The organism is Streptomyces sp. NPDC050416, from assembly GCF_044458845.1.
Taxonomy (GTDB): domain Bacteria; phylum Actinomycetota; class Actinomycetes; order Streptomycetales; family Streptomycetaceae; genus Streptomyces.
This window is the reverse complement of the sequence record NZ_JBITII010000004.1, coordinates 521,340-540,702: the sequence shown is the minus strand read 5'-3', so window position 1 is coordinate 540,702 and position 19,363 is coordinate 521,340. Positions and strand designations below refer to the sequence as shown.

Genomic DNA, 19,363 nt, shown 5'->3' with positions numbered 1-19,363 from the left:
AGCCCCCGGGGGAGGCCGCGCTGCGGGTCAGCCCGGGGTGTCGAGGACTCCGGAGGTGGCGATGAGGTAGCCGAGCTGGCCGCGGCTGCGGCTGCCCAACTCCTCTGAAGCGCGCCGCACGTGGACGGCCACGCTGCGGCGGCTCATCCCCAGCTTCCGGGCGATCGACTCGTCGGTCTCCCCGGCGACGATGGCTCGCAGGATCGCGCGTTGGGTGTCGGAGATGACGGCCGACGGCCGGTGCGCGAGGCTCTGTTCGTCCACAGGTATGGAGCGTGCCCAGTCGCGGTCGAAGGTCTGGGCGAGGAAGCGGACTCCGGCCGGCTGCCGGATTTCGAGCGCCTCGGCGCCGCGGTCGTCGGACGCGGGGATGAAGGCCACCTCGCGGTCGCAGATGATGACCCGCTCGAACACCTCGGCGAGGGTGCGCACTTCGGCGCCCGCGGCGACGACCTGTTCGATGTAGGCGAGCGTCGGCTGGTGGGCGCGGACCGTGTGCTGGTAGATGGTGCGCTGAAGGGTGCCCCGGGACAGCAGCCGCATATCGCGATCCAGGGCGCCGACCAGGTGCTCGACGGGGCGGCCGCCACCGGGCTGCGCCGTCAGCAGCTCCTCACGGCACGCGTCGACCCCGGCCTCCAGGGCGTCGCCGATGGCGCTCGCGCCGACCAGCAGGGTGAACGCCGGTTCCTCGCCCAGCCGGGTGTCGTTGTAGACGGCGTCGAACTGCGCGAACGCCGCCTGAAGGGACTGTTCGGTCCTGCGGAACCGGTCCATCCGCTCCCGGAGGGGCCGGAACACGGACACGGCGGCGGCCGTCGGCGGGACCGGGTGGACGACGCCGGGCTCGGCGGGCCGCTCGCTCAGCAATCGCAGCCCCAGGAGGCAGGGACGTGCGTCCTGCGTCGGCAGGCTGCCCTCGGCCAGGGCTCTTTGGTACAACCGCAGCGCCGCCCCGCACGGCTCCACCTCCTCACCGGTGCCGCATTCATCCGATTTTGAGCACAGTTGCACGTCGTTCACAATGTTGCAGCTTACATTTGTGCAGGTGTTCCCTTCTTACTGCCGGGCTTCCGGCGGCTACAGCATGAGACCCGCGAGTGATTCCCGCTCACCGAATACCGGGGGTTTTGCTGTGAGCACGTTCATCGGAAATTTCACCGTCCTGGCCGTTGCCGTCCTGTGCTTATCCGTCTGGGCCGCAGACGCGTTCGAGCAGGCAGAGCGGCCTGCCGTGGTGGCCGACTCCGGCTGGGGTCCGAACCAGCTCAAGACCACGCCTTCCTCTTCATTCGACATGCACGCCACCACCGCACTCGTCAACTGAATCGACGGCACGCCTCGTATGCCTGAGGCGCCCTTCTTCGTGAGGATATGTGATGGACACCAAGGCAGCGTCCGGAATGTTGACTGCCCCGACTCGTCACGCGGGCCGCACCGGCATGCCCGCCCAGCAGTGCACGGGAATCCTCGCCATCGACCCGTCGGCCTCCGTGGAACGCACGCGGCTGCGGCTCCCGGAGGACCTCCCGCTGAAGAACTGGTGCCGTATCGGGGATCAGATCCTCGCGGTGTCGGACTCGTCGTCCTGGTGGATCGGCGACTGGCTCGTTTTCGGTCAACAGAAATACCGTGACCGGTACCAGCAGGCCATGAAGGAGACACTGCTCGACTACCAGACCCTGCGTAATTACGCATGGGTGGCGAGGAAATTCATTCCGCAGCGCCGGCGCGAGAATCTCACGTTCCAGCACCACATGGAGGTGGCGTCGCTGCCGGAGGACCAGCAGGACCACTGGCTGGACTTCGCCGTGCGCCTGAAGTGGTCGAAGAACGAGCTGCGTCGACAGATCAAGGCCAGTACGGCTCCGGACGAACCACCGGCAGGCCGGACGGAGATCAGCCTGAGCCTCCGGATGGAGGAGGCGCGCATCAAGCGCTGGGAGGAAGCCGCCCAGCGGAGCAGCAAGAGCCTGACGGAATGGATATCCGCCGTACTCGACAGTGCGGCATGAGCCTTCCGGGCCGGCACCAGCACGTTCCGCAACGGGAATGTGTCCACTCGGTAATACGGAGGAGTGCAATACCTGTGGAAAGCGTACGCGGTGGCGCGGTAACGGCCGGGACCGAATACCTGGAACTGCGCGACGAGTCGCTGATCGACACCTGGCAGCAGTTCCAGGCGTCCTCGATGCCGGACCTGATCAGCGCCATGCACCTCTGCCATGTCATCCAGGCGATCGCGGAAACCGGGATCCTCGACCGGCTGCGCGACGGCAGGCGAAGCGTGGACACCGGCCTCCTCCAGGGCATGAACCAGCGGGTCGGGGAGAACGTCCTGCGCTACCTCGTCGTCCGCGGCCTGCTGGAGCAGTGGCAGGGCTCGTACCACCTGACGCACCGGGGGAAGGCGTTGACGTCCGAGATCTCGCTGGCGCGCCTCGGCTTCTACGTGGAGGCGTACGGCCCGGTCACCCGCCGCACCGCCGATCTGCTGACGGGAGCCGCCGTGTACGGCGAGGACGTACATCGCAGTAACGGCCCGCTCAGCCGACACTGCGGCACCGTGTTCGCCAAGTACTACACGCCGATCATCCTGGAGGCCATGCGCGACCGCGGCGCCAAGCGCGTCCCGGACCTCGGCTGCGGCGCCGGCCAGCTCCTCGTGGACGCCTGTCTGAGCGACCCCGGAATCACCGGTGTGGGGGTCGACATCGCCCCTGCGGCCGTCGAGGTGGCCCGTGACCTCGCCCGCCGCCACGGTCTGGAGGACCGTCTGGAGTTCGTCGTCGCCAACGCGTTCGACCCCACCACGTGGCCGGAGGTGTGCCACGGGGCCGAGGTCATCAGCGGCATCGGCGTGCTGCACGAGCACTTCCGGGACGGCGACAAGGCGGTGGTGGACATCCTCGACGCCTATGCCGCGTACCTCACCGGCGAGAAGATGCTGCTCATCGGGGAACCCGAGCCGTACTACGACGACCGGGAGAACGACTCGGACTTCTTCCTGATGCACGTCCTCACCAACCAGGGGTTCCCGGTGGACCGCACGGCGTGGGCGGCGATCTTCGAGCAGACCGGGCTGACCTGCCGGCGCGTACTCACCCAGGCCACGGCGGGACCGCGCATGTGCTTCTACGACCTCGTGCCCCAGGGGTAGTCGTGCACAGCGCAGCCATCGTGGGCACGGGTCTGATCGGCACGTCCGTCGCCCTCGCCCTGCGGGCCGGTGGCATCGTGACCCATCTGGTCGACGCCGATCCCGCGGCGGCGCGGACAGCGGAGGCGCTGGGCGCCGGGACGACGGAGCGGCCTGACGGCGTCGTGGACCTCGCCGTGCTGGCCGTACCGCCGACGCAGGTGGCACCCGTGCTCGCGTCGTTGCAGAAAGATGGCGTCGCCCGCTTCTACACCGACGTCGCGGGGGTGAAGGCCCTCCCCGGGCGGGAGGCCGAGGCCCTCGGGTGCGACCTCGCCTCCATGGTGGGCGGGCATCCGCTGGCGGGCGGTGAGCGGTCGGGTCCGCTCACCGCCCGTGCGGACCTCTTCGAGGGCCGGCCCTGGGTCCTCGTCCCGAGCGAGGCCACCAGTACGGCGGCGCTCAACTGCGCCTTGGAACTGGTGGCGTCATGCGGTGCGACCTCGGTCCTCCTGGACGCGGAGGCGCACGACCGGGCCATGGCGCTGGTGTCGCACGCCCCGCACCTGCTGTGCAGTCTCGCCGCCGCCCGTCTTGTGGACGTGGACCAGTCCGTGCTGCGGCTGGCCCGGCACGGGCTGCGAGACTTCACCCGGCTCGCGGGCGGCAGCCCGGCCCTGTGGGCCGACGTCCTGGCCGCGAACGCCGGTCCGGTGGCCGCCGTACTGGAGGCCTTCGCGGCCGATGTGCTGGAGGCGGCCTGCTCCCTGCGCGAACTGGCCCGCTCGCGCGGTGACACGGACGTGCGCGTCCGCGGCGGGGACCGACTGAGCACCTCGCTGGAGCGGGGTGTGGCCGGCCGTTCGGGGATCCCCGGCCCGTACGGCGTGCCGGAGCCGGCGCACCCGGCCGTGGAGGTGGACGTCGGGGACAGCCGCGGTGAACTCGCCCGGCTGTTCGCCGACGTGGCGGCCGTCGGTTGCGACATCGAGGACCTGGACCTGGAGCACTCCACCGGACGGCGGGTCGGCCGGGTCCGGGTGTTCGTGGTCCGTGGGCGGGCGCACCACCTCGCCGGGGAACTGCGGCTGAGGGGCTGGGAGGTGACGGGGCCGCCGTCGTACCCGGTCGGCGGGTTCTGCGACCGGTGACGGCCCCGGCGTGGCGGCGAGGGCCCGGCGGCCGGGTGCCCGCCGCTACGCGGTCCGGAACTCCCGCTCCAGCCACCGGGCGGCAACCGCCACCCCGTCGTCGTCCGTGCCGTACCGGCCGGGCGGCGTCCGGAGTTCGGCCAGGGCGTGCCAGAACGGGGCGTCGCACTCCTGCGCCGGGGCCACCGAGCCGGTCCGCTCCGCGAGGTCGAGGAACAGCGAGGCGACGTTCCACCAGGCGCGCGCCAGGGCGTCCGCGACGACGGTCGCGCTCGCGGGCGCATCGCCGGGAGCGCGTTCCGCCGCCAGGCGGTGGGCCCGGATGGCCCGGACGTGAGCGGCGGCCGTACCGCCGGTGTCCGCACCGGCGGCGGTGACGGCGAGCCGGTCCTGGGACGGCCGTTCCGCGGGGAGCAGGGCCTGCTGGCGTTCGGCGACGAAGGCCGCGCGGTGCAAGCACAGCAACTGCCGTACGACGTGGTCCGCGGGGAGCCGTCGCCGGTGCACGGCCGCGTGGGCCAGCCGGGCGCCCTCGTCGGTGATCTGGTCGGCCGACGCGAGGACGAGCTGCCAGGAGCGGAGCCGGACGTACGGGACCCCGAGCGGATGCCCGGCGGACCCGGCCGGGGGCCCCGGTGCGGCGGCACCCCCGCCCTGCTCGGCGAGCAGGGCGAGCAGCCGTGTCGTACCCAGGGTGTTGGCCCGGACCAGGGCCCGCAGGCTCACGTGTTGGTGCAGTGCCTCGGCCAGGCGGGGCAGGTCGCCAGCGGTCGGCGTGACCGTCCGGAGGGACAGGCACGCCGGGGCGAGCCGCAACTGGCGCAGTACGTCGACGGCGGGCGCCGTCCGCCAGGCCCGGGACCCGTCCCGGCACCAGGCGTGGCCTTGGCCGGCTGCGGCCCCGACCACGTGTGCCAGCGGTGCGCGGTCGGTGTCTCGCGGTACGACGGCGGTGAAACCCCTGTTCCAGTGGTCGACGAACGTGCCGTGCGGTGTGGCGTCGTGGGCCGCCCGCGGTGGCGGTGTGCGGCCGAGGAGGAGCCAGACCATGGTGCGGGTGACCTCCGGGGGCTGCACCCGGGCGTCCAGCGGGGCGGGGGGATCCGGCGGGCCGTTGCGTCCCGGCGGTGGCCCGTGGTCGGCGGTGCCGTGGGGGAAGGCCGGGGGAACATGTCCCGGAACGAATCGGTGCCCCCAGCCCGACCAGGACAACAGGGCAGAAACGGGGCACAGGGTTTCCCCTGGGGGACCGGGGCGGTGAATGAATGCCATCGTTATTCCCTGCCTTTTCCGTGAACTTCCGCCGACCGCAGTCTCCGTCTCGCCGGCGAGACCATATCGACTTTTCCACCCGGCCGGAATTCCCTTGCCGGCCGGGCCATCGCGCCGGTCGGGTCCTATAAGTTCCTGTGGGGTGCATCGCCTGGAAGGAAAAGACACCTGGCCGCAACTTCAGGAAAGTTGGGAAAGGTGGAAGCCGAACCGACCCGAGGGGATGACATTTATGGGTACCGCTGTGGAATCGATAACCGAGGCCCTCGCGGAGGTACTGCTTCCGAATGCCACCGACGGAGCTCCGTGCCTGGAGCCGAGCGGGTCCGAGAGAACGGCACTCCAAGAGTTGGCCGACACCGCACTGGATTCGTCACCCGACGTACCGCTGGAACGGCGGCTCGACACGGTGGCACTCCGGGCCCATGAGGTGCCCGTGCTGGTGGAGGCACGGCTGAACTCCTTCCGCCTCACCGGTCAGCTAAGACGCGGCAGCCCGGTTCCAGCTCCGTCGGGAGCCTCGACCGGCACGACGAGGACGCGTACCGCCGTGCTGCCCGGTCGAGCCGAGACGGCCATGGTCTGCGTGGACCCCGCCTTCATGCGGACGACCCGCACGAGGGAGAGCCGGCGAGGGCCCTGCGGACCCTCGTGCCAGGGCATCGACGCGAGCCTGCGGGAAGTCGTGGCCGGCCCCGGCGACCTGCTGATCACCGGCAGCGAACGGGCCGTGCACGGCCGGCGTCCCTTCACGGCCCGGGACGACGGCACCGCCCGCCGGCTGCGCCGTGTCAACGTCCCCGCCGACATCCGCCGGTCGGCCGGCGCCACGCCGAGCACGGGTGCGCCCTGACGTGACGGTGGAACACCCCGGGGCCCGGCCCCCGGTGCCGAGGGGCGATGACCTGTGTGGACGCAGTGAAACCGACGGAGCGTGGGCGATGAGGAAGCACGGCATTCACGAGTACGGCGGCCATCCGCTGACGTTGTTCGAGGCGCGGGTGGGGATGGATCCGGGCGCGGTGGCGCTGGTGTGCGGTGGGGAGCGGCTGACGTACGGCGAGCTGGACGCGCGGGCCGACCACCTGGCCGGTGTGCTCCACGACGCCGGGACAGGCCCCGAGGACGTGGTGGGGGTGTGCCTGGGCCGGGGCGTCGACGCCGTCGTGGGCCTGCTCGGCGTACTGAAGGCCGGAGCGGCCTACCTGCCCCTGGTACCCGAACTCCCCGCCGAACGACTGACGTTCATGGTCCGCGACGCGGGCGCGAAACTCCTGCTCACCAGTCCGGCGTTCACCGCGGCGCTCCCCACCGGCACCTGTCCGACCGTGCTCCACGACAGCACCGCCCAACCCGCCGGACCGGTCACGGCCGGCCCACCGCCGGTCACCCGCCACGAGCGGTCACTGATGTACGTGATCTACACCTCCGGCTCCACCGGCACCCCCAAGGGCATCGCCGTCGACTGGCGCACCATCGCCAACGTCGTACGCTTCGACCGCCACCGGGACCAGTACCTGGGCGACGACCCGGTGGTGTGCCTCCAGCTCGCCTCGGTCGGCTTCGACGTATCGTTCCTGGAGATCTTCGCGACCCTGGTCAGGGGTGGCCGGCTGGTCCTCGTCGAGGAGGCCGTGCGGCAGGATCCCGAGCGGCTGCTGGACTTGCTGGCCACCGAGCACGTCCAGCGGCTGTACCTGCCCCCCGCGCTCCTCGCCCAACTGGCGATCTCCTGGGCGGAACGGCCGCGGGACCTGGCCCTGACGCACCTGTTCGCCTCCGGGGACACCCTGTCGCTGACCCCGCAGACCCGGGCGTTCCTGGGGGCGCTGGACGGGGTGGTCCTGGAGAACCAGTACGGCCCCTCCGAAACCCACCACGCCTCCTCCACCATCCTCACCGGAGACCCCGCGAACTGGCCCGCCGCCCCCACCATCGGACGCCCCCTGCCCGGCGTCCACCTCTACCTCCTCGACCCCCACCTCAACCTCGTCCCCCCCGGCGTACCCGGCGAGCTCTACATCGCCGGCGACGGCCTCGCCCGCGGCTACCACCACCAACCCGCCCTCACCGCCCAACGCTTCACCGCCAACCCCTTCCACCCCGGCCAACGCATGTACCGCACCGGAGACCTCGCCCGCTGGACCCCCCAAGGACACCTCACCTACCTCGGCCGCACCGACGACCAGATCAAGATCCGCGGCTTCCGCATCGAACCCGCCGAGATCGAAACCGCACTCACCACCCACCCATCGGTGTCCAGGGCCGTCGTCGTCGCCCGCGAGGACCGGCCGGGGCAGCGCCGGCTGATCGCCTACGCCGTACCGTCCGGCCCCGGCGGCATCGACGGTGCCGCGCTGCGCGACCACACGGCACGGCTGCTACCCGACCACATGGTCCCGGCGCAGTACGTGGAGATCGCCGCGCTGCCGCTGAACGCCAACGGCAAGGTGGACGTGCGGGCCCTGCCGAGCCCGCCCGAGGCGGGCCCGGACGACGACCGGCCGCCCGGGTCCGTGCGGGAGCAGCTTCTCGGCGAGCTGTTCGCGGAGGTGCTCGGGGTGCCGGAAGTGGGCGTCCACAGCGGTTTCTTCGACCTGGGCGGTCACTCGCTGCTGGCGACCCGGCTGATCAGCCGCGTCCGCGCCACCCTCGGCGTCGATCTGCCGGTCCGCCAGCTCTTCGACACCCCGACCGTCGCGGGGCTCGCCGCCTCGCTCGACGGGACGGCCGGCGCGTCCGGCGCGACGAGCGGTCTGGAGACACTGCTCCCGCTGCGCACCGGCGGCACCGGATCGCCCCTGTTCTGCGTCCATCCCGTCGCCGGCACGAGCTGGTGCTACGCGGGGTTGCCCCGGCTCATAGGGCCGGGCCGGCCGGTCTACGGACTTCAGGACCCGGCGCTGCTGGCCCCAGCGCGCGCAGGCGAAGGGATCGGGGACCTGGCGGCCCACTACGTCGAGCAGATCCGGGAGGTGCGGCCGCACGGCCCGTACCACCTGCTCGGCTGGTCGTTCGGGGGTCTGGTCGCGCACGAGATGGCGGTACGGCTCCAGGCGCTGGGCGAGGAGGTCGGCCTGCTGTGCCTCCTCGACGGTTACCCCGTGGAGGGCGCCGGCGACAGCGGGCGGTACACGCCGGTCGCCTCGGGGGCCCCCGAGGACCGGGCCGCCGAACTGCGCCGGTACGCGGGCATGTCGGTGCCCCTCGACGACGGCGAGGTGGCGGCGGTCCACCGTTCGATGATGCGTAACGCCGCGATGATGCGGGAGTTCACGCCCGGGCGCTACCGCGGCGACCTGACGTTCGTGACGGCCACGCGGGAGCGGGAGGCCGACGCGCCCGTGTGGCAGGACTGGCTGCCGTACGTCACCGGCACGGTCGCCGAGCACCGTGTGGACTGCGCCCACCTGGACATGACGGGGCCCGAGCCGCTGGCCCGGATCGCCGCGACGGTCGCCCGGACGCTCGCCGCCCTCGACGGGGGCACCACGTCCGCCGCCGGGCCGGTGAGCACCGGATGAGCGCCGAACGCCGCCGGGGGCCGCTGGTCGTCCTGGGAGTCGCGGCCGGCGACGCCCACGCGGTGGCCGGCCGACTCGGCGGGGAGGCGCTCCAGGGGGAGGTCCTGGACAGCTGCTCAGCACACCACGTCATGCCCGGCGATCCCCTTCCGCCGGGCCCGCTGCCGCCGGGTCTGCCCGTGGAGGCGATCGAGGCGGTGCTGGCACACCACCCGGCGATCGGCCACGCCGCCGTGCCCCTGCGCGAGGTGGACGACGACCTCTTGGAGCTGGGCGGCCATTCGCTGCTCGCCACGCGTCTGATCAGCATGGTACGGACGGCACTCGGGGTGGAATTGCCCATCCGAGCGGTGTTCGAGACGCCCACCGTCGCCGCCCTCGCCGAACGTGCGGCGGGCGCCAGGAGGGCCCGGCCGTCGTTGCGTCCGCGCGCCCGGAAGCAGGAGGCCGAGTGAGCCCGCGCATGCCCTTGTCGTACGCCCAGCGCCGGATGTGGTTCCACCACCAGGTGGCGGTGCCCGGGCCGCTGTACAACGTGCCCCTGGTCCTCCGGCTGACCGGGCCGCTCGACGCGGCGGCGTTGGAGGCCGCCGTCGGGGACGTCGTAGTACGGCACGAGAGCCTCCGTACGGTCTTCCCCGACGTCGACGGCGACCCTGTGCAGCACGTACTCGACGGCCCCGCGGCGCGCCCCGTCCTGCACCGGCGCACCGTCACCGCCGCCGAACTGCCCGCGGTGCTGCGGCGGGAGGTCCGGCGCACCTTCGACCTCGCCATCAACCCGCCGCTGCGCGCCACGCTGCTGGGCGTCGGGCCGGACGAGCACGTCCTGCTGGTGCTGGTCCACCACATCGCCACCGACGACTGGTCGTCCACCCCGCTCATCCGGCAGCTCTCCGAGGCCTACGCGGCCCGCCTCGCCGGCTCCGCACCGGACTGGGAGCCCCTGCCGGTGCAGTACGCGGACTACGCGGCGCGGCAACGGAAGGTGCTGGGCGACCAGGACGACCCGGACAGCGAGATGGCCGCGCACCTGTCCTACTGGGAAGCGGAGTTGGCGGGGCTTCCGGAGGTGATCGCCCTGCCGGCCGACCACCCCAGACCAGCCGTGGCGTCCGGCCGGGGACACCGAGTGCCGTTCGGCTGGGACGGGGGGACCCAGGCGCGCCTGGTCGCCCTCGCGCGAGAGACCGGCACGACGGTGTTCACGACCGTCCAGGCCGTCGTCGCCGCGTTGCTGACCCGCCTGGGGGCGGGCACGGACGTGCCGCTGGGCGCGGCGTTCTCCGGGCGCACGGACGATTCCCTGGACGACCTGATCGGGTACTTCAGCAACACCCTGGTGCTGCGGACCGACACCTCGGGCAACCCGACGTTCCGTGAGCTGGTGCTCAGGACCAGGGACACGAACCTCTCGGCCCACGCACACCAGGACTGTCCCTTCGACCGCCTGGTGGACGCGCTCAAGCCCACCCGCTCGCTGAGCCACCACCCGCTGTTCCAGGTGATGCTGGCCTACCAGAACGCGGGCCGGAACGACCTGTCGCTGCCGGGTCTCCAGGTCCGCGTGGAGGAGGTCGACACCGGGGTGGCGAAGTTCGACCTCGCGCTGGTGTTCTCCGCGCACGACACCGCGCCTGACGCCGCCCATGACGCGGCGCCGGTTTCCGGCGGACGGTCGCCGGGCATGGAGGGGTCGCTGCACTACGCCACCGACCTGTTCGAGGAGGCGTCCGTGCGGGCGATGGCGGAGCGCCTGGTGCGCATGGTCCGGGCGTGCACCGCCGACCCCGACCGGCCGGTCGCGTCCATCGGCATCCTCTCAGCGGAGGAGCACACCCGGTTGCTGACCGAGTGGAACAACATCGACGGCCCCCTCGCCGACCTCTGGGCGGCCCGCGCCCCGGCCGGACCCGCCCCGGCCGGTGGCGGGCCGCGCACGGTCCCGTCGTGACCGGCCGGCGGGCCTGGCCGGTGACGTGACCGGGGGCGCACCGCATGGGCCGGCATGTCCTCGCCCTCTGTCCGGGACGGCGTCGTCCGGCCCTCTCGCCGCACCGCGCGAACGGCGGCGCGTGGTGACGAGCGACGACGCGCTCTTCACGCCCGGGCCCCGCGTACAACCAGTGCACGGGCGTCCGCCCGGCCCGCCGAGAGCACGCACCGAGCGCCGCGGGGCCGCCCTCCGGGCGAACAACGGGACTTCGCGGACACCCCTGGGCGCGTGCCGCGCTCCGGAGCCGGCGGCTACTTCACCGACCCCGCCATGACCCCCTGCACGAAGTGCCTCTGGAACGCGAAGAACACGACGACAGGCACGACCAGGGACACGAACGCCCCGGGCGCCAGGACGTCGATGTTGCTGCCGAACTGCCGTATCTGCGACTGGAGTTCCACCGTCAGCGGCTGTGAGGAGCTGTCCGCGAACAGCAGCGCCACCAGCATGTCGTTCCACACCCACAGGAACTGGAAGATGGCCAGGGAGGCGATCGCCGGCCGCCCCACGGGCAGCACGAGCCGCGTGAAGATACGCCATTCGCTGCCGCCGTCCATCCGGGCCGCCTCCAGCATCTCCTTCGGCATCTCGGCGAAGTAGTTCCGCAGCAGGAACACCGCGAACGGCAGGCCGTAGGCCACGTGGAAGAGGACGACCCCGGGGATCGTGCCGAACAGGCCCAGCTGACCGAAGAGTTTGGCGACCGGCAGCAGCCCGATCTGCACGGGCACCACCAGCAGCGCGACCACGACCAGGAAGACCGCTTCCCGCCCGGGGAAGTCCAGCCACGCGAACGCGTAGCCGGCGAGCGCCGCGATCACCACGACCAGCACCGTCGTGGGCACCGAGATCAGCACCGTGTTCCAGAACGCCTGCGTGATGCCCGAGTTCTGCAACAGCGAGGAGTAGTTGTCGAAGGACAGCTGCCCTGGGCTGGAGAACACCGTCCACCAGCCGCCCTTCGCCGTGTCCTCGGCGGACCGCAGGGAGGACAGGAACAGCCCGGCCAGCGGCGTCATCCACACCAGGCCGATCACCACGAGGAAGGCCTGGACGACCCCGTTGCCCAACCCGCGCCGGACCGCGTTCATCGTTGACTCCTTCGGAAGCGGCGGACGTTGAACACCATGGCCGGGACCACCAGCAGCAGGAGCAGCACTCCGAGCGCGCTGCCGAGCCCCTGGTTGTTGCCGCCGCCGAACGACACCAGCCACATCTGCGTCGCGAGGACGGTCGCGTCCTCCTGTACGGGCCCGGGCGCGATGATGTAGACGAGGTCGAAGACCTTCATCACGTTGATGACGAGAGTGACGAAGACGACCGTGAGGACCGGGGCCAGCAGCGGGACCGTGATCCGCCGGAAGATCTGCCACTCGTTCGCGCCGTCGATCCGTGCCGCCTCCAGCGCGTCCCGCGGCAGCGTGGACAGGCCGGCCCCGATCAGCACCATGGCGAAGCCGGTCCAGATCCACAGGTAGGCCCCGATGATCGCCGGTGTGACGAGCGCCGGTCCGAGCCAGGAGACGCCTTCGTAGGGCGGGGCGAAGTTGGACGCCGGCAGTTTCACCTCGTAGGAGCCCGGTGCGAGGCCCTCGAAGCGGAAGGAGCCGTCGGAGGCGGTGGTCGCCGTGGCGGCCGTCCTGCCGTCGCGTACCGCCTCGACCTTCATCTGCGGCAGTCCGCTCTCCCGCCGGTCGACCTTGCCCTGCTCCCCTCCCCCGCCGGGCGTGAAGTCCAGGTAGACCACGCCGCGCAGTTCGTCGGGGGCGGCCTTCTTTCCCGCCGCCGCGTACGCGGGTTCGGTCCCGCCGGGCAGGTCGCCGGGCAGCACCCCGACCAGGCCCAGCGTCACCGCGTCGCCCGGGGACACGCTCGAACTGGTGCGGTACGAACCGTCCTTGTCCTTCGTCAGGCCCTGCCCGTCCCGTGCCCGGGCCGTCGGGTACGAGGACTCGGCCTTGAAGGCGTCGTGGACGGAGACGACCGCGGCGTTCAGGACGCCCTTGTCGGGATCCTCGTCGTAGGCGAGCCGGAAGATGATGCCGGCGGCGAGGAAGGAGACCGCCATCGGCATGAAAAGGAGCAGCTTGAAGGCGGTGGCCCAGCGGACCTTCTCCACCAGGACGGCCAGGATCAGCCCGAGTCCGGTCAGCAGGGCCGGGGCCACGACGACCCAGATGGCCGTGTTGCGCACGGCCGTGAGGGTCGCCGGGTCGCGGAACATCTCGGTGTAGTTCTCGCCGCCGACGAAGGTCGTCCCGGAGGCGTCGAAGAAGCTGCGGCCGATGCTGAACAGCACGGGGTAGACGACGAGCGCGCCGAGCAGCAGCAGGGCGGGCAGTACGAACAGCAGGGCGACGATCTTTCCGCGCCGGCGCAGCCGCCGGGTGCGGTCGGCGACCGTGACGGGCGGTGGGGGGTTCGTCTCTTTGACGAGGGTCGCTGTCATGGCGGATCAGTCCTGGTACGCCTTGGCCGCCGCGGCCTCCAGCTTCGCCGCGGTGCCCTTCGGGTCCGACGGGTCGCGCAGGAAGTCCTGGAGCAGCTTCCACTCGCCGGTGCCCTTGGTGCCGCCGAAGGCCGCCGGGGCCTGGTCGGACATGTCGAAGCGGACGGAGTCCCCGGCCTGGACGAGGGACTTGGCGGTGGCGCGGGTGACGTCGTCGCCGTAGGAGGCGAGGTCGAGCTTCTTGTTCGGGGAGAGGAAGCCACCCGCCTCCGCCCACACGGCCGAGGCCTCGGGGGTCGCCAGGAACTCCAGGAGGGCCTGGGCGGCCTTCTGGTTCTTGCCGTCCTTGAGGACGACGGCCGCGTCACCGCCGCTGACGACCGGTGCCTCGCCTCCGGCGACCGCCGGGAACGGGAAGAAGTTCGCGTCCTCGCCGACCTTCTTGCCGAACTGGTCCTTGGCGACGCCGGCGACGAAGTCGCCCTCGTAGACCATGCCGGCCTCGGGCTTCGGGCCGAACACCTTCTCCACCGAGCCGGGGAAGTCGGTGTTCAGGGCGCCCTTCTGGCCGCCGGCGATGAGCTGCTTGTCCTTGAAGAGCTTGCCGAGGGTGGTGAGGGCGTCGACGACCGACGCGTCCGTCCACTTCAGCTTGTGCGCGGCGAGGGCGTCGTACTTCTCGGGTCCGGCCTGGGAGAGGTAGACGTTCTCGAACCAGTCGGTGAGGGTCCAGCCGTCCTGCCCGGCGACGGAGAACGCGGCGAGTCCGGAGTCGGACACGGTCTGCCCGGCCTTCAGCATCTCGTCGTAGCTCTTCGGCGGCTTCACACCGGCCTGTTCGAGGGCGTCGGGGCTGTACCAGACGGTCGACTTGTGGGCGGCCTTGAAGTACAGGCCGTAGAGGGTGCCGTCGACGCTGCCGTACTCCTTCCACACGGGGGCGTAGCCCTCGTCCACGGCCTGCTCGGTCTTCTTCGACAGCGGCTTGAGCCAGCCCTTCTGCGCGAACTGCTTGAGCACGCCGACCTGCGGGACCATCACGACGTCGGGGGCGTTGCCGCCCTCGATCTTGCTGCCGACGACGGTGGAGACGTTGTCGCCGGTGGACGTGAACTGCGTCTTGGCGCCGGTCTTCTCGGTGAAGGCGTCCAGGACCTTCTGGAAGTTCTTCTGCTCGGTGCCGGACCAGACACCGGCCACGGTGATCGTCTGGCCGCTGAGCGCCTTGTCGCCGCCGCCGGCGGAGACGGGTCCGCCGCCGCAGGCGGTCGCGCCGAGCGCCAGGACGAGGGCGGTGCAGCCGGTGAGCAGGGTGGTACGTCGTCGCATCATCGTTGATGTCCCTTCGGGGAGTTGACTTGCGGGGCGTTCAGGAACGGATCCACCAGGCGGCCGTCGAGCCGGAGAGCACTCCGGGCGGGCAGGGGCCGCTGGCGAGCAGGGGGGTGCCGGAGACCGGCGCGGGGGTGGGGGCCGTACCGAAGTTGACGGCGCACACCAGGTCGTCGCCGCGGGTGAAGGCCAGGACGCCGGGCGGGGAGTCCAGCCAGCGCAGCGTGCCCTCGCCCAACTGGGGCAGGGCGGAGCGCAGTTGGAGGCCGTCGCGGTACAGGTGCCAGAAGGAGCGGGTGTCGGCGAGGGCGCGGTCGGTGGCGTACTCGGCGAAGTACTCCGGCTGGGGCAGCCACGGCTTGGCGCTCTCCACGCCCGGGGTGAAGCCGAACGGCGAGGCCTGCCCCGACCAGGGCAGCGGCACCCGGCAGCCGTCGCGGATGCGGGCCCTGTTGCCGGTGCGGCGGAAGATCGGGTCGGTGAGCACGTCGTCGGGCAGGTCCACGACCTCGGGCAGGCCGAGCTCCTCGCCCTGGTAGATGTACGCGGCTCCGGGCAGCGCCAGCATCAGCAGCGCGGCGGCACGGGCGCGGGCGGCGCCGAGTCCGCTGCCCTCGGTGGCGGGTTCGCCGTAGCGGGTGACGGTGCGGACCTGGTCGTGGTTGTTGAGGACCCAGGTGACGGTCGAGCCGGTGCCGGCGATGTCCTGCATGGCCTCGGAGATGACCTTCCGGAAGGCGTCCGGGTCCCAGGGGGCGCTGAGCAGGTCGAAGAAGAAGGCCTGGTGGAGTTCGTCGGGGCGGACGTACTGGGCGTGCTCGCGGGCGGTCGGGACGGAGACCTCGCCGACGAGGAGGCGTTCGCAGCCGTCGCGCTCGGTGTACTCCTCGCATATGGAGCGCCAGCGCCGCCACACCTCGTGCACCTCGGGCTGGTTCCAGGCGAGCGGGTTGACCGAGTCGCGGGTGCGGGCGTCGGCCTCCGGGTCGTCCGAGTCGGGCAGCTCCGGGTGCTTGAAGAGCCCGGCGGCGACGTCGATGCGGAAGCCGTCGATGCCCCGGTCCAGCCAGAAGCGGAGGATCCGGTCGAACTCGGCGGCGATCTCGGGGTTGCGCCAGTTCCAGTCGGGCTGCTCGGGCGCGAACATGTGCAGGTACCACTGGCCGGGCCGGCCGTCCGGCTCGGTCACGCGGCTCCAGGCGGGGCCGCCGAACATGGAGTGCCAGTTGTTGGGCGGCTCCGATCCGTCCGGGCCGCGGCCGTCGGCGAAGTGGAAGCGGGCGCGGGCCGGGCTGCCGGGCGGGGCCGCGAGGGCCTCACGGAACCAGGGGTGCTCGCTGGAGCAGTGGTTCGGGACGATGTCGAGCAGCACCTTGATGCCGAGCCGCCGCGCGGCCCCGACCAGCAGGTCGAACTCGTCGAGGTCGCCGAAGAGCGGGTCGACGTCGCAGTAGTCGGCCACGTCGTAGCCGTGGTCGTGCTGCGGCGAGGGATAGAAGGGGCTCAGCCAGATCCCGTCGACGCCGAGCTTCTTCAGGTACGGCAGTCCGGCCCGGACCCCGGCGAGATCGCCGACGCCGTCGCCGGTGCTGTCCAGGAAGCTGCGGACGTAGACCTGGTAGATCACGGCGTCGCGCCACCAATGGCACTTACTCAGCATGCATGCATGTTAGGTAGGCGTGTCGTGAGGGTGTCAACGAAAAGTACGGAAGCTACTGCCGAGTTGATGCACCAAATATGGACTTACCCGGGCATCCTGAAGAAAGGTGAGACGTCCGCGTTACCTAACACGTAACTAGCTAGCTGCCGGAAACGGCCGCGAGCTCCCTCGCCAGCCTCCGCACCGCCGCCCCTGGCGTCTGCTGCCCGGCCATCGCGTCGTGCACGACCGCCTGCACGACCAGGCTGACCTGGTCGTAGCGCGGGCTCTTGGGGCGCGGCGCGGCCGTGCGCACGCTCTCGCGCAGGGTCGGCAGATACGGGAACCTGCGGATGAGCGCGGGGTCCTCGTAGAGATCGGCCCGGACGGGCGGCAGCGCGCCGCGCGTGAGGACCTGGCGCTGGACGCGCTCGCTGGTGAGGTACGCGATCAGGCGGGCGGCCGAGTCGGGGTGCCGGGCGTGCGCGCTGACGGCCAGGTTGGAGCCGCCGAGGACGCTCGTGCCCGGCCCGTCCGGTCCCGGCAGGGGTACGGCGCCGACCTTCCCGGCGACCTCGGAGCCCGGGGCGGAGGCGCCGACGTAGGCGTACGGCCAGTTCCGCAGGAAGAGCAGCCGGCCGTCCTGGAAGGCCTGCTTGGACTCCTCCTCCTTGTACGTCAGCGCTTCCTTCGGGATCCAGCCTTCACGGATCCCGCGCGCCAGGAACCCGATGCCCTCGCGGGCCGCAGCGGAGTCGACGGTGACGCGCTCGCCCTCGTCGCCGAGGATCGAGCCGCCCGCCGAGTAGACCGCCTCGGCCGCGTTGACGGTGAGGCCCTCGTACGGCAGGAACTGCCCGGCGTAGCCGTCGAGGCCGTACTTCGGGGCGATGGTCTTCGCGTACCGCTCCAGCTCCGCCCAGGTGCGCGGCGGTTCGACGCCCTCCTTGGCGAGGATGTCCTTGCGGTAGAGGAGCAGGCCGGCGTTGGTGACGTACGGGACGGCGTACAACTGTCCGTCGTAGGTTGCCGTGTCCACGACCGGCGGGAGGAAGGTCTTCAGCGGGAACCGGTCGCGGGGCAGCGGCCGGATCCAGCCCGCCGCGGCGAACTCCGAGGTCCAGTTGACGTCGATGTTGAGCACGTCGAACCGGCTGCGGTCGCCGTCGCGCAGGTCGGTGACCATCTGGGCCTGGGTCTCGTCGGCGGAGTCCGGCAGCTCGACGAGGGTCACTTTCTCGCCGGGATGGGTGCGGTTCCAGCCCTCCAGCAGAGGACCGAGGTAGCCGGTAAGGTCTCCGGCGGTGGCGAGGGTGAGCGGTCCGCGGCCGCCGCCGGCCGGCTCGCCCGCCTGCGCCCCGGCGGCAACGTAACCGGTCAGGACCACGACGAGAACGAGAAGGCCCCTACCCGCGGCATGGATCCACCGCATAGGTTCCTCCCTGTACACCGGCGACGGGCATCTTCGCCCGGAACAGAGGCATGTATACCTGTTAGGTATGGGCGATACTAGGGCCTGGAGCACATTGGACCGGACAGGAGGACTGCACGCGTGCGCCTGCCCCTCCTGGCCCTCCTCGCCCGCGGACCCGCCCACGGCTACGAGCTCAAGCAGGACCTTGAGCAACTGCTGGGCTCCGCGTACCCTCAGCCGAACGTCGGCCAGATCTATGTGACCCTCGGCCGCCTCGAGAAGTCGGGACTGATCGACGGCGAGGACGTGGCGCAGTCCAGCCGGCCCAACAAAAAGGTCTACCACCTCACCGACGCCGGGCGGGAGGCGCTGCGCGCCTGGTTCGAGGAGCCCGAGGACGAGCCGCGGGTACGGGACGAGTTCTTCATGAAACTGGCGCTCGCCCCGCAGACCGGGCTCGCCGACCAGATCTCCCTGATCAACCAGCAGCGGCGCCAGTACCTGAACACCATGCGGCAGCTGTCGAAGCTGGCCGCCGCCGAAGACCGCGACAACCGCATCGCCCACCTGCTGATCGAGGGCGCGATGCTGCACCTGCAAGCCGATCTCGACTGGCTGGAGCGGTGCCAGGAAGAGCTGGAGGAGCTGGAGTGAGCGACGACCGTCCCGCTCCTGTGCTGCGCGCCGAGGGGCTGGTGAAGACGCACCACGGCGAGGGCGCGCCCGCCCATGCCGTGCGCGGGGTCGACCTGTGCGTACGGCCCGGCGAGTTCGTGGCGATCACCGGCCCGTCCGGCGCCGGGAAGTCGACACTGCTGCATCTGCTCGGCGGCCTGCAGCGGCCGGACGCGGGCAGGATCTGGCTCGACGGCGAGTCCACCGACACCTACAGCGAGGCCCGCTGGGCGGTGGAGCGCCGCAAGCGGATCGGGATCGTCTTCCAGTTCTTCAACCTCGTGTCCAACCTGTCCGTCGCCGACAACGTGGAGCTGCCCGCCCTGCTCGCCGGGACCTCGCCCAAGCGGGCCCGGGCCGAGCGGGAGCAACTGCTGGCCGAGCTGGGTCTGACGGGCAAGGAGCGCAGCATGCCGGGCGAGCTGTCCGGCGGCGAGCAGCAGCGCGTCGCCCTGGCCCGGGCGCTGGTCAACCATCCGCCGCTGCTGCTGGCCGACGAGCCCGCGGGCAGCCTCGACAGCAAGGGCACCCGCGAGGTGATGCGGCTGCTGACCCGCTTCCACCAGCGCGGGCAGACGATCCTGCTGGTCACCCATGACGCGCGGCTGGCGAGCGCCGCGGACCGGGTGATCAGCTTCTTCGACGGCCGGATCGCCGACGACGCGGAGCTCGACGGCGGCACACCGCCGCGCCGGGCCGGGATATCCGGCGTGCTGGAACTCAGGGACTGACATGCGGTCCTACGACCACTGCCCGCTCCGCGGGCCGAGGG

General features: G+C 71.5%; 17 protein-coding genes. 10 read left to right on the top strand and 7 right to left on the bottom strand.

What is annotated here, in order from left to right; translation table 11 throughout:
* Positions 1-27 precede the first annotated feature (27 nt).
* The gene (locus ACIBL4_RS15725; protein ID WP_399410229.1) at positions 28-1,023 is read right to left on the bottom strand and encodes a LuxR C-terminal-related transcriptional regulator; all 996 of its coding nucleotides are present in this window, start codon (positions 1,021-1,023) and stop codon (positions 28-30) included.
* Positions 1,024-1,135: 112 nt separating this feature from the next.
* Here ACIBL4_RS15725 and ACIBL4_RS15720 point away from each other — a divergent pair, with 112 nt between their 5' ends.
* The 4 genes from ACIBL4_RS15720 (at position 1,136) to ACIBL4_RS15705 (ending at position 4,290) form a co-directional block, all read left to right on the top strand.
* Positions 1,136-1,327, top strand: coding sequence for a hypothetical protein (locus ACIBL4_RS15720; RefSeq protein WP_399410227.1), 192 nt, complete (start codon positions 1,136-1,138; stop codon positions 1,325-1,327).
* 52 nt (positions 1,328-1,379) lie between these two features.
* On the top strand, positions 1,380-2,015 hold the full coding sequence (locus ACIBL4_RS15715) for an LmbU family transcriptional regulator (protein WP_399410225.1): 636 nt from the start codon (positions 1,380-1,382) through the stop codon (positions 2,013-2,015).
* A gap of 74 nt (positions 2,016-2,089) precedes the next feature.
* The gene (locus tag ACIBL4_RS15710) at positions 2,090-3,160 is read left to right on the top strand and encodes a methyltransferase domain-containing protein (protein WP_399410223.1); all 1,071 of its coding nucleotides are present in this window, start codon (positions 2,090-2,092) and stop codon (positions 3,158-3,160) included.
* Positions 3,161-3,162: 2 nt separating this feature from the next.
* Complete coding sequence (locus tag ACIBL4_RS15705; protein ID WP_399410221.1) at positions 3,163-4,290, top strand: prephenate dehydrogenase; 1,128 nt, start codon at positions 3,163-3,165, stop codon at positions 4,288-4,290.
* A 45-nt stretch (positions 4,291-4,335) separates the two neighbouring features.
* Here ACIBL4_RS15705 and ACIBL4_RS15700 read toward each other — a convergent pair whose 3' ends face one another.
* A complete protein-coding gene (locus ACIBL4_RS15700) occupies positions 4,336-5,367 on the bottom strand; it encodes a hypothetical protein (protein ID WP_399410216.1) in 1,032 nt (343 codons plus the stop codon).
* Between the two features lie 544 nt (positions 5,368-5,911).
* Between ACIBL4_RS15700 and ACIBL4_RS15695 the strand changes: the two genes are divergently transcribed.
* From ACIBL4_RS15695 to ACIBL4_RS15680, 4 genes are all read left to right on the top strand, one after another.
* Complete coding sequence (locus ACIBL4_RS15695; RefSeq protein WP_399410214.1) at positions 5,912-6,415, top strand: hypothetical protein; 504 nt, start codon at positions 5,912-5,914, stop codon at positions 6,413-6,415.
* Positions 6,416-6,503: 88 nt separating this feature from the next.
* Positions 6,504-9,086, top strand: coding sequence for an amino acid adenylation domain-containing protein (locus tag ACIBL4_RS15690; RefSeq protein WP_399410212.1), 2,583 nt, complete (start codon positions 6,504-6,506; stop codon positions 9,084-9,086).
* Complete coding sequence (locus ACIBL4_RS15685) at positions 9,083-9,541, top strand: acyl carrier protein (protein WP_399410210.1); 459 nt, start codon at positions 9,083-9,085, stop codon at positions 9,539-9,541. The genes ACIBL4_RS15690 and ACIBL4_RS15685 overlap by 4 nt, the downstream gene beginning before the upstream one ends.
* Positions 9,538-11,040, top strand: a complete 1,503-nt coding sequence (locus ACIBL4_RS15680; RefSeq protein ID WP_399410208.1) for a condensation domain-containing protein — start codon at positions 9,538-9,540, stop codon at positions 11,038-11,040. The genes ACIBL4_RS15685 and ACIBL4_RS15680 overlap by 4 nt, the downstream gene beginning before the upstream one ends.
* A gap of 293 nt (positions 11,041-11,333) precedes the next feature.
* On the opposite strand, the gene ACIBL4_RS15675 is transcribed toward ACIBL4_RS15680, so the two are convergent.
* The 5 genes from ACIBL4_RS15675 to ACIBL4_RS15655 all read right to left on the bottom strand — a co-directional run bounded on the left by ACIBL4_RS15675 (position 11,334) and on the right by ACIBL4_RS15655 (position 17,934).
* Positions 11,334-12,173, bottom strand: coding sequence for a carbohydrate ABC transporter permease (locus ACIBL4_RS15675; protein WP_020273243.1), 840 nt, complete (start codon positions 12,171-12,173; stop codon positions 11,334-11,336).
* Complete coding sequence (locus ACIBL4_RS15670) at positions 12,170-13,531, bottom strand: carbohydrate ABC transporter permease (protein ID WP_399410205.1); 1,362 nt, start codon at positions 13,529-13,531, stop codon at positions 12,170-12,172. The genes ACIBL4_RS15675 and ACIBL4_RS15670 overlap by 4 nt, the downstream gene beginning before the upstream one ends.
* A 6-nt stretch (positions 13,532-13,537) precedes the next feature.
* Positions 13,538-14,863: an ABC transporter substrate-binding protein gene (locus ACIBL4_RS15665; protein WP_399410203.1), complete on the bottom strand. Its 1,326-nt coding sequence runs from the start codon at positions 14,861-14,863 to the stop codon at positions 13,538-13,540.
* A 37-nt stretch (positions 14,864-14,900) separates the two neighbouring features.
* Positions 14,901-16,523, bottom strand: coding sequence for a glycoside hydrolase family 13 protein (locus ACIBL4_RS15660; protein ID WP_399410201.1), 1,623 nt, complete (start codon positions 16,521-16,523; stop codon positions 14,901-14,903).
* Positions 16,524-16,662: 139 nt separating this feature from the next.
* On the bottom strand, positions 16,663-17,934 hold the full coding sequence (locus tag ACIBL4_RS15655) for an ABC transporter substrate-binding protein (protein WP_399410199.1): 1,272 nt from the start codon (positions 17,932-17,934) through the stop codon (positions 16,663-16,665).
* Positions 17,935-18,054: 120 nt separating this feature from the next.
* Here ACIBL4_RS15655 and ACIBL4_RS15650 point away from each other — a divergent pair, with 120 nt between their 5' ends.
* Both ACIBL4_RS15650 and ACIBL4_RS15645 read left to right on the top strand, forming a co-directional pair.
* On the top strand, positions 18,055-18,570 hold the full coding sequence (locus tag ACIBL4_RS15650) for a PadR family transcriptional regulator (RefSeq protein WP_399410197.1): 516 nt from the start codon (positions 18,055-18,057) through the stop codon (positions 18,568-18,570).
* Positions 18,567-19,322: an ABC transporter ATP-binding protein gene (locus tag ACIBL4_RS15645; protein ID WP_099054619.1), complete on the top strand. Its 756-nt coding sequence runs from the start codon at positions 18,567-18,569 to the stop codon at positions 19,320-19,322. Before ACIBL4_RS15650 ends, ACIBL4_RS15645 begins: the two co-directional genes overlap by 4 nt.
* Positions 19,323-19,363: the final 41 nt, after the last annotated feature.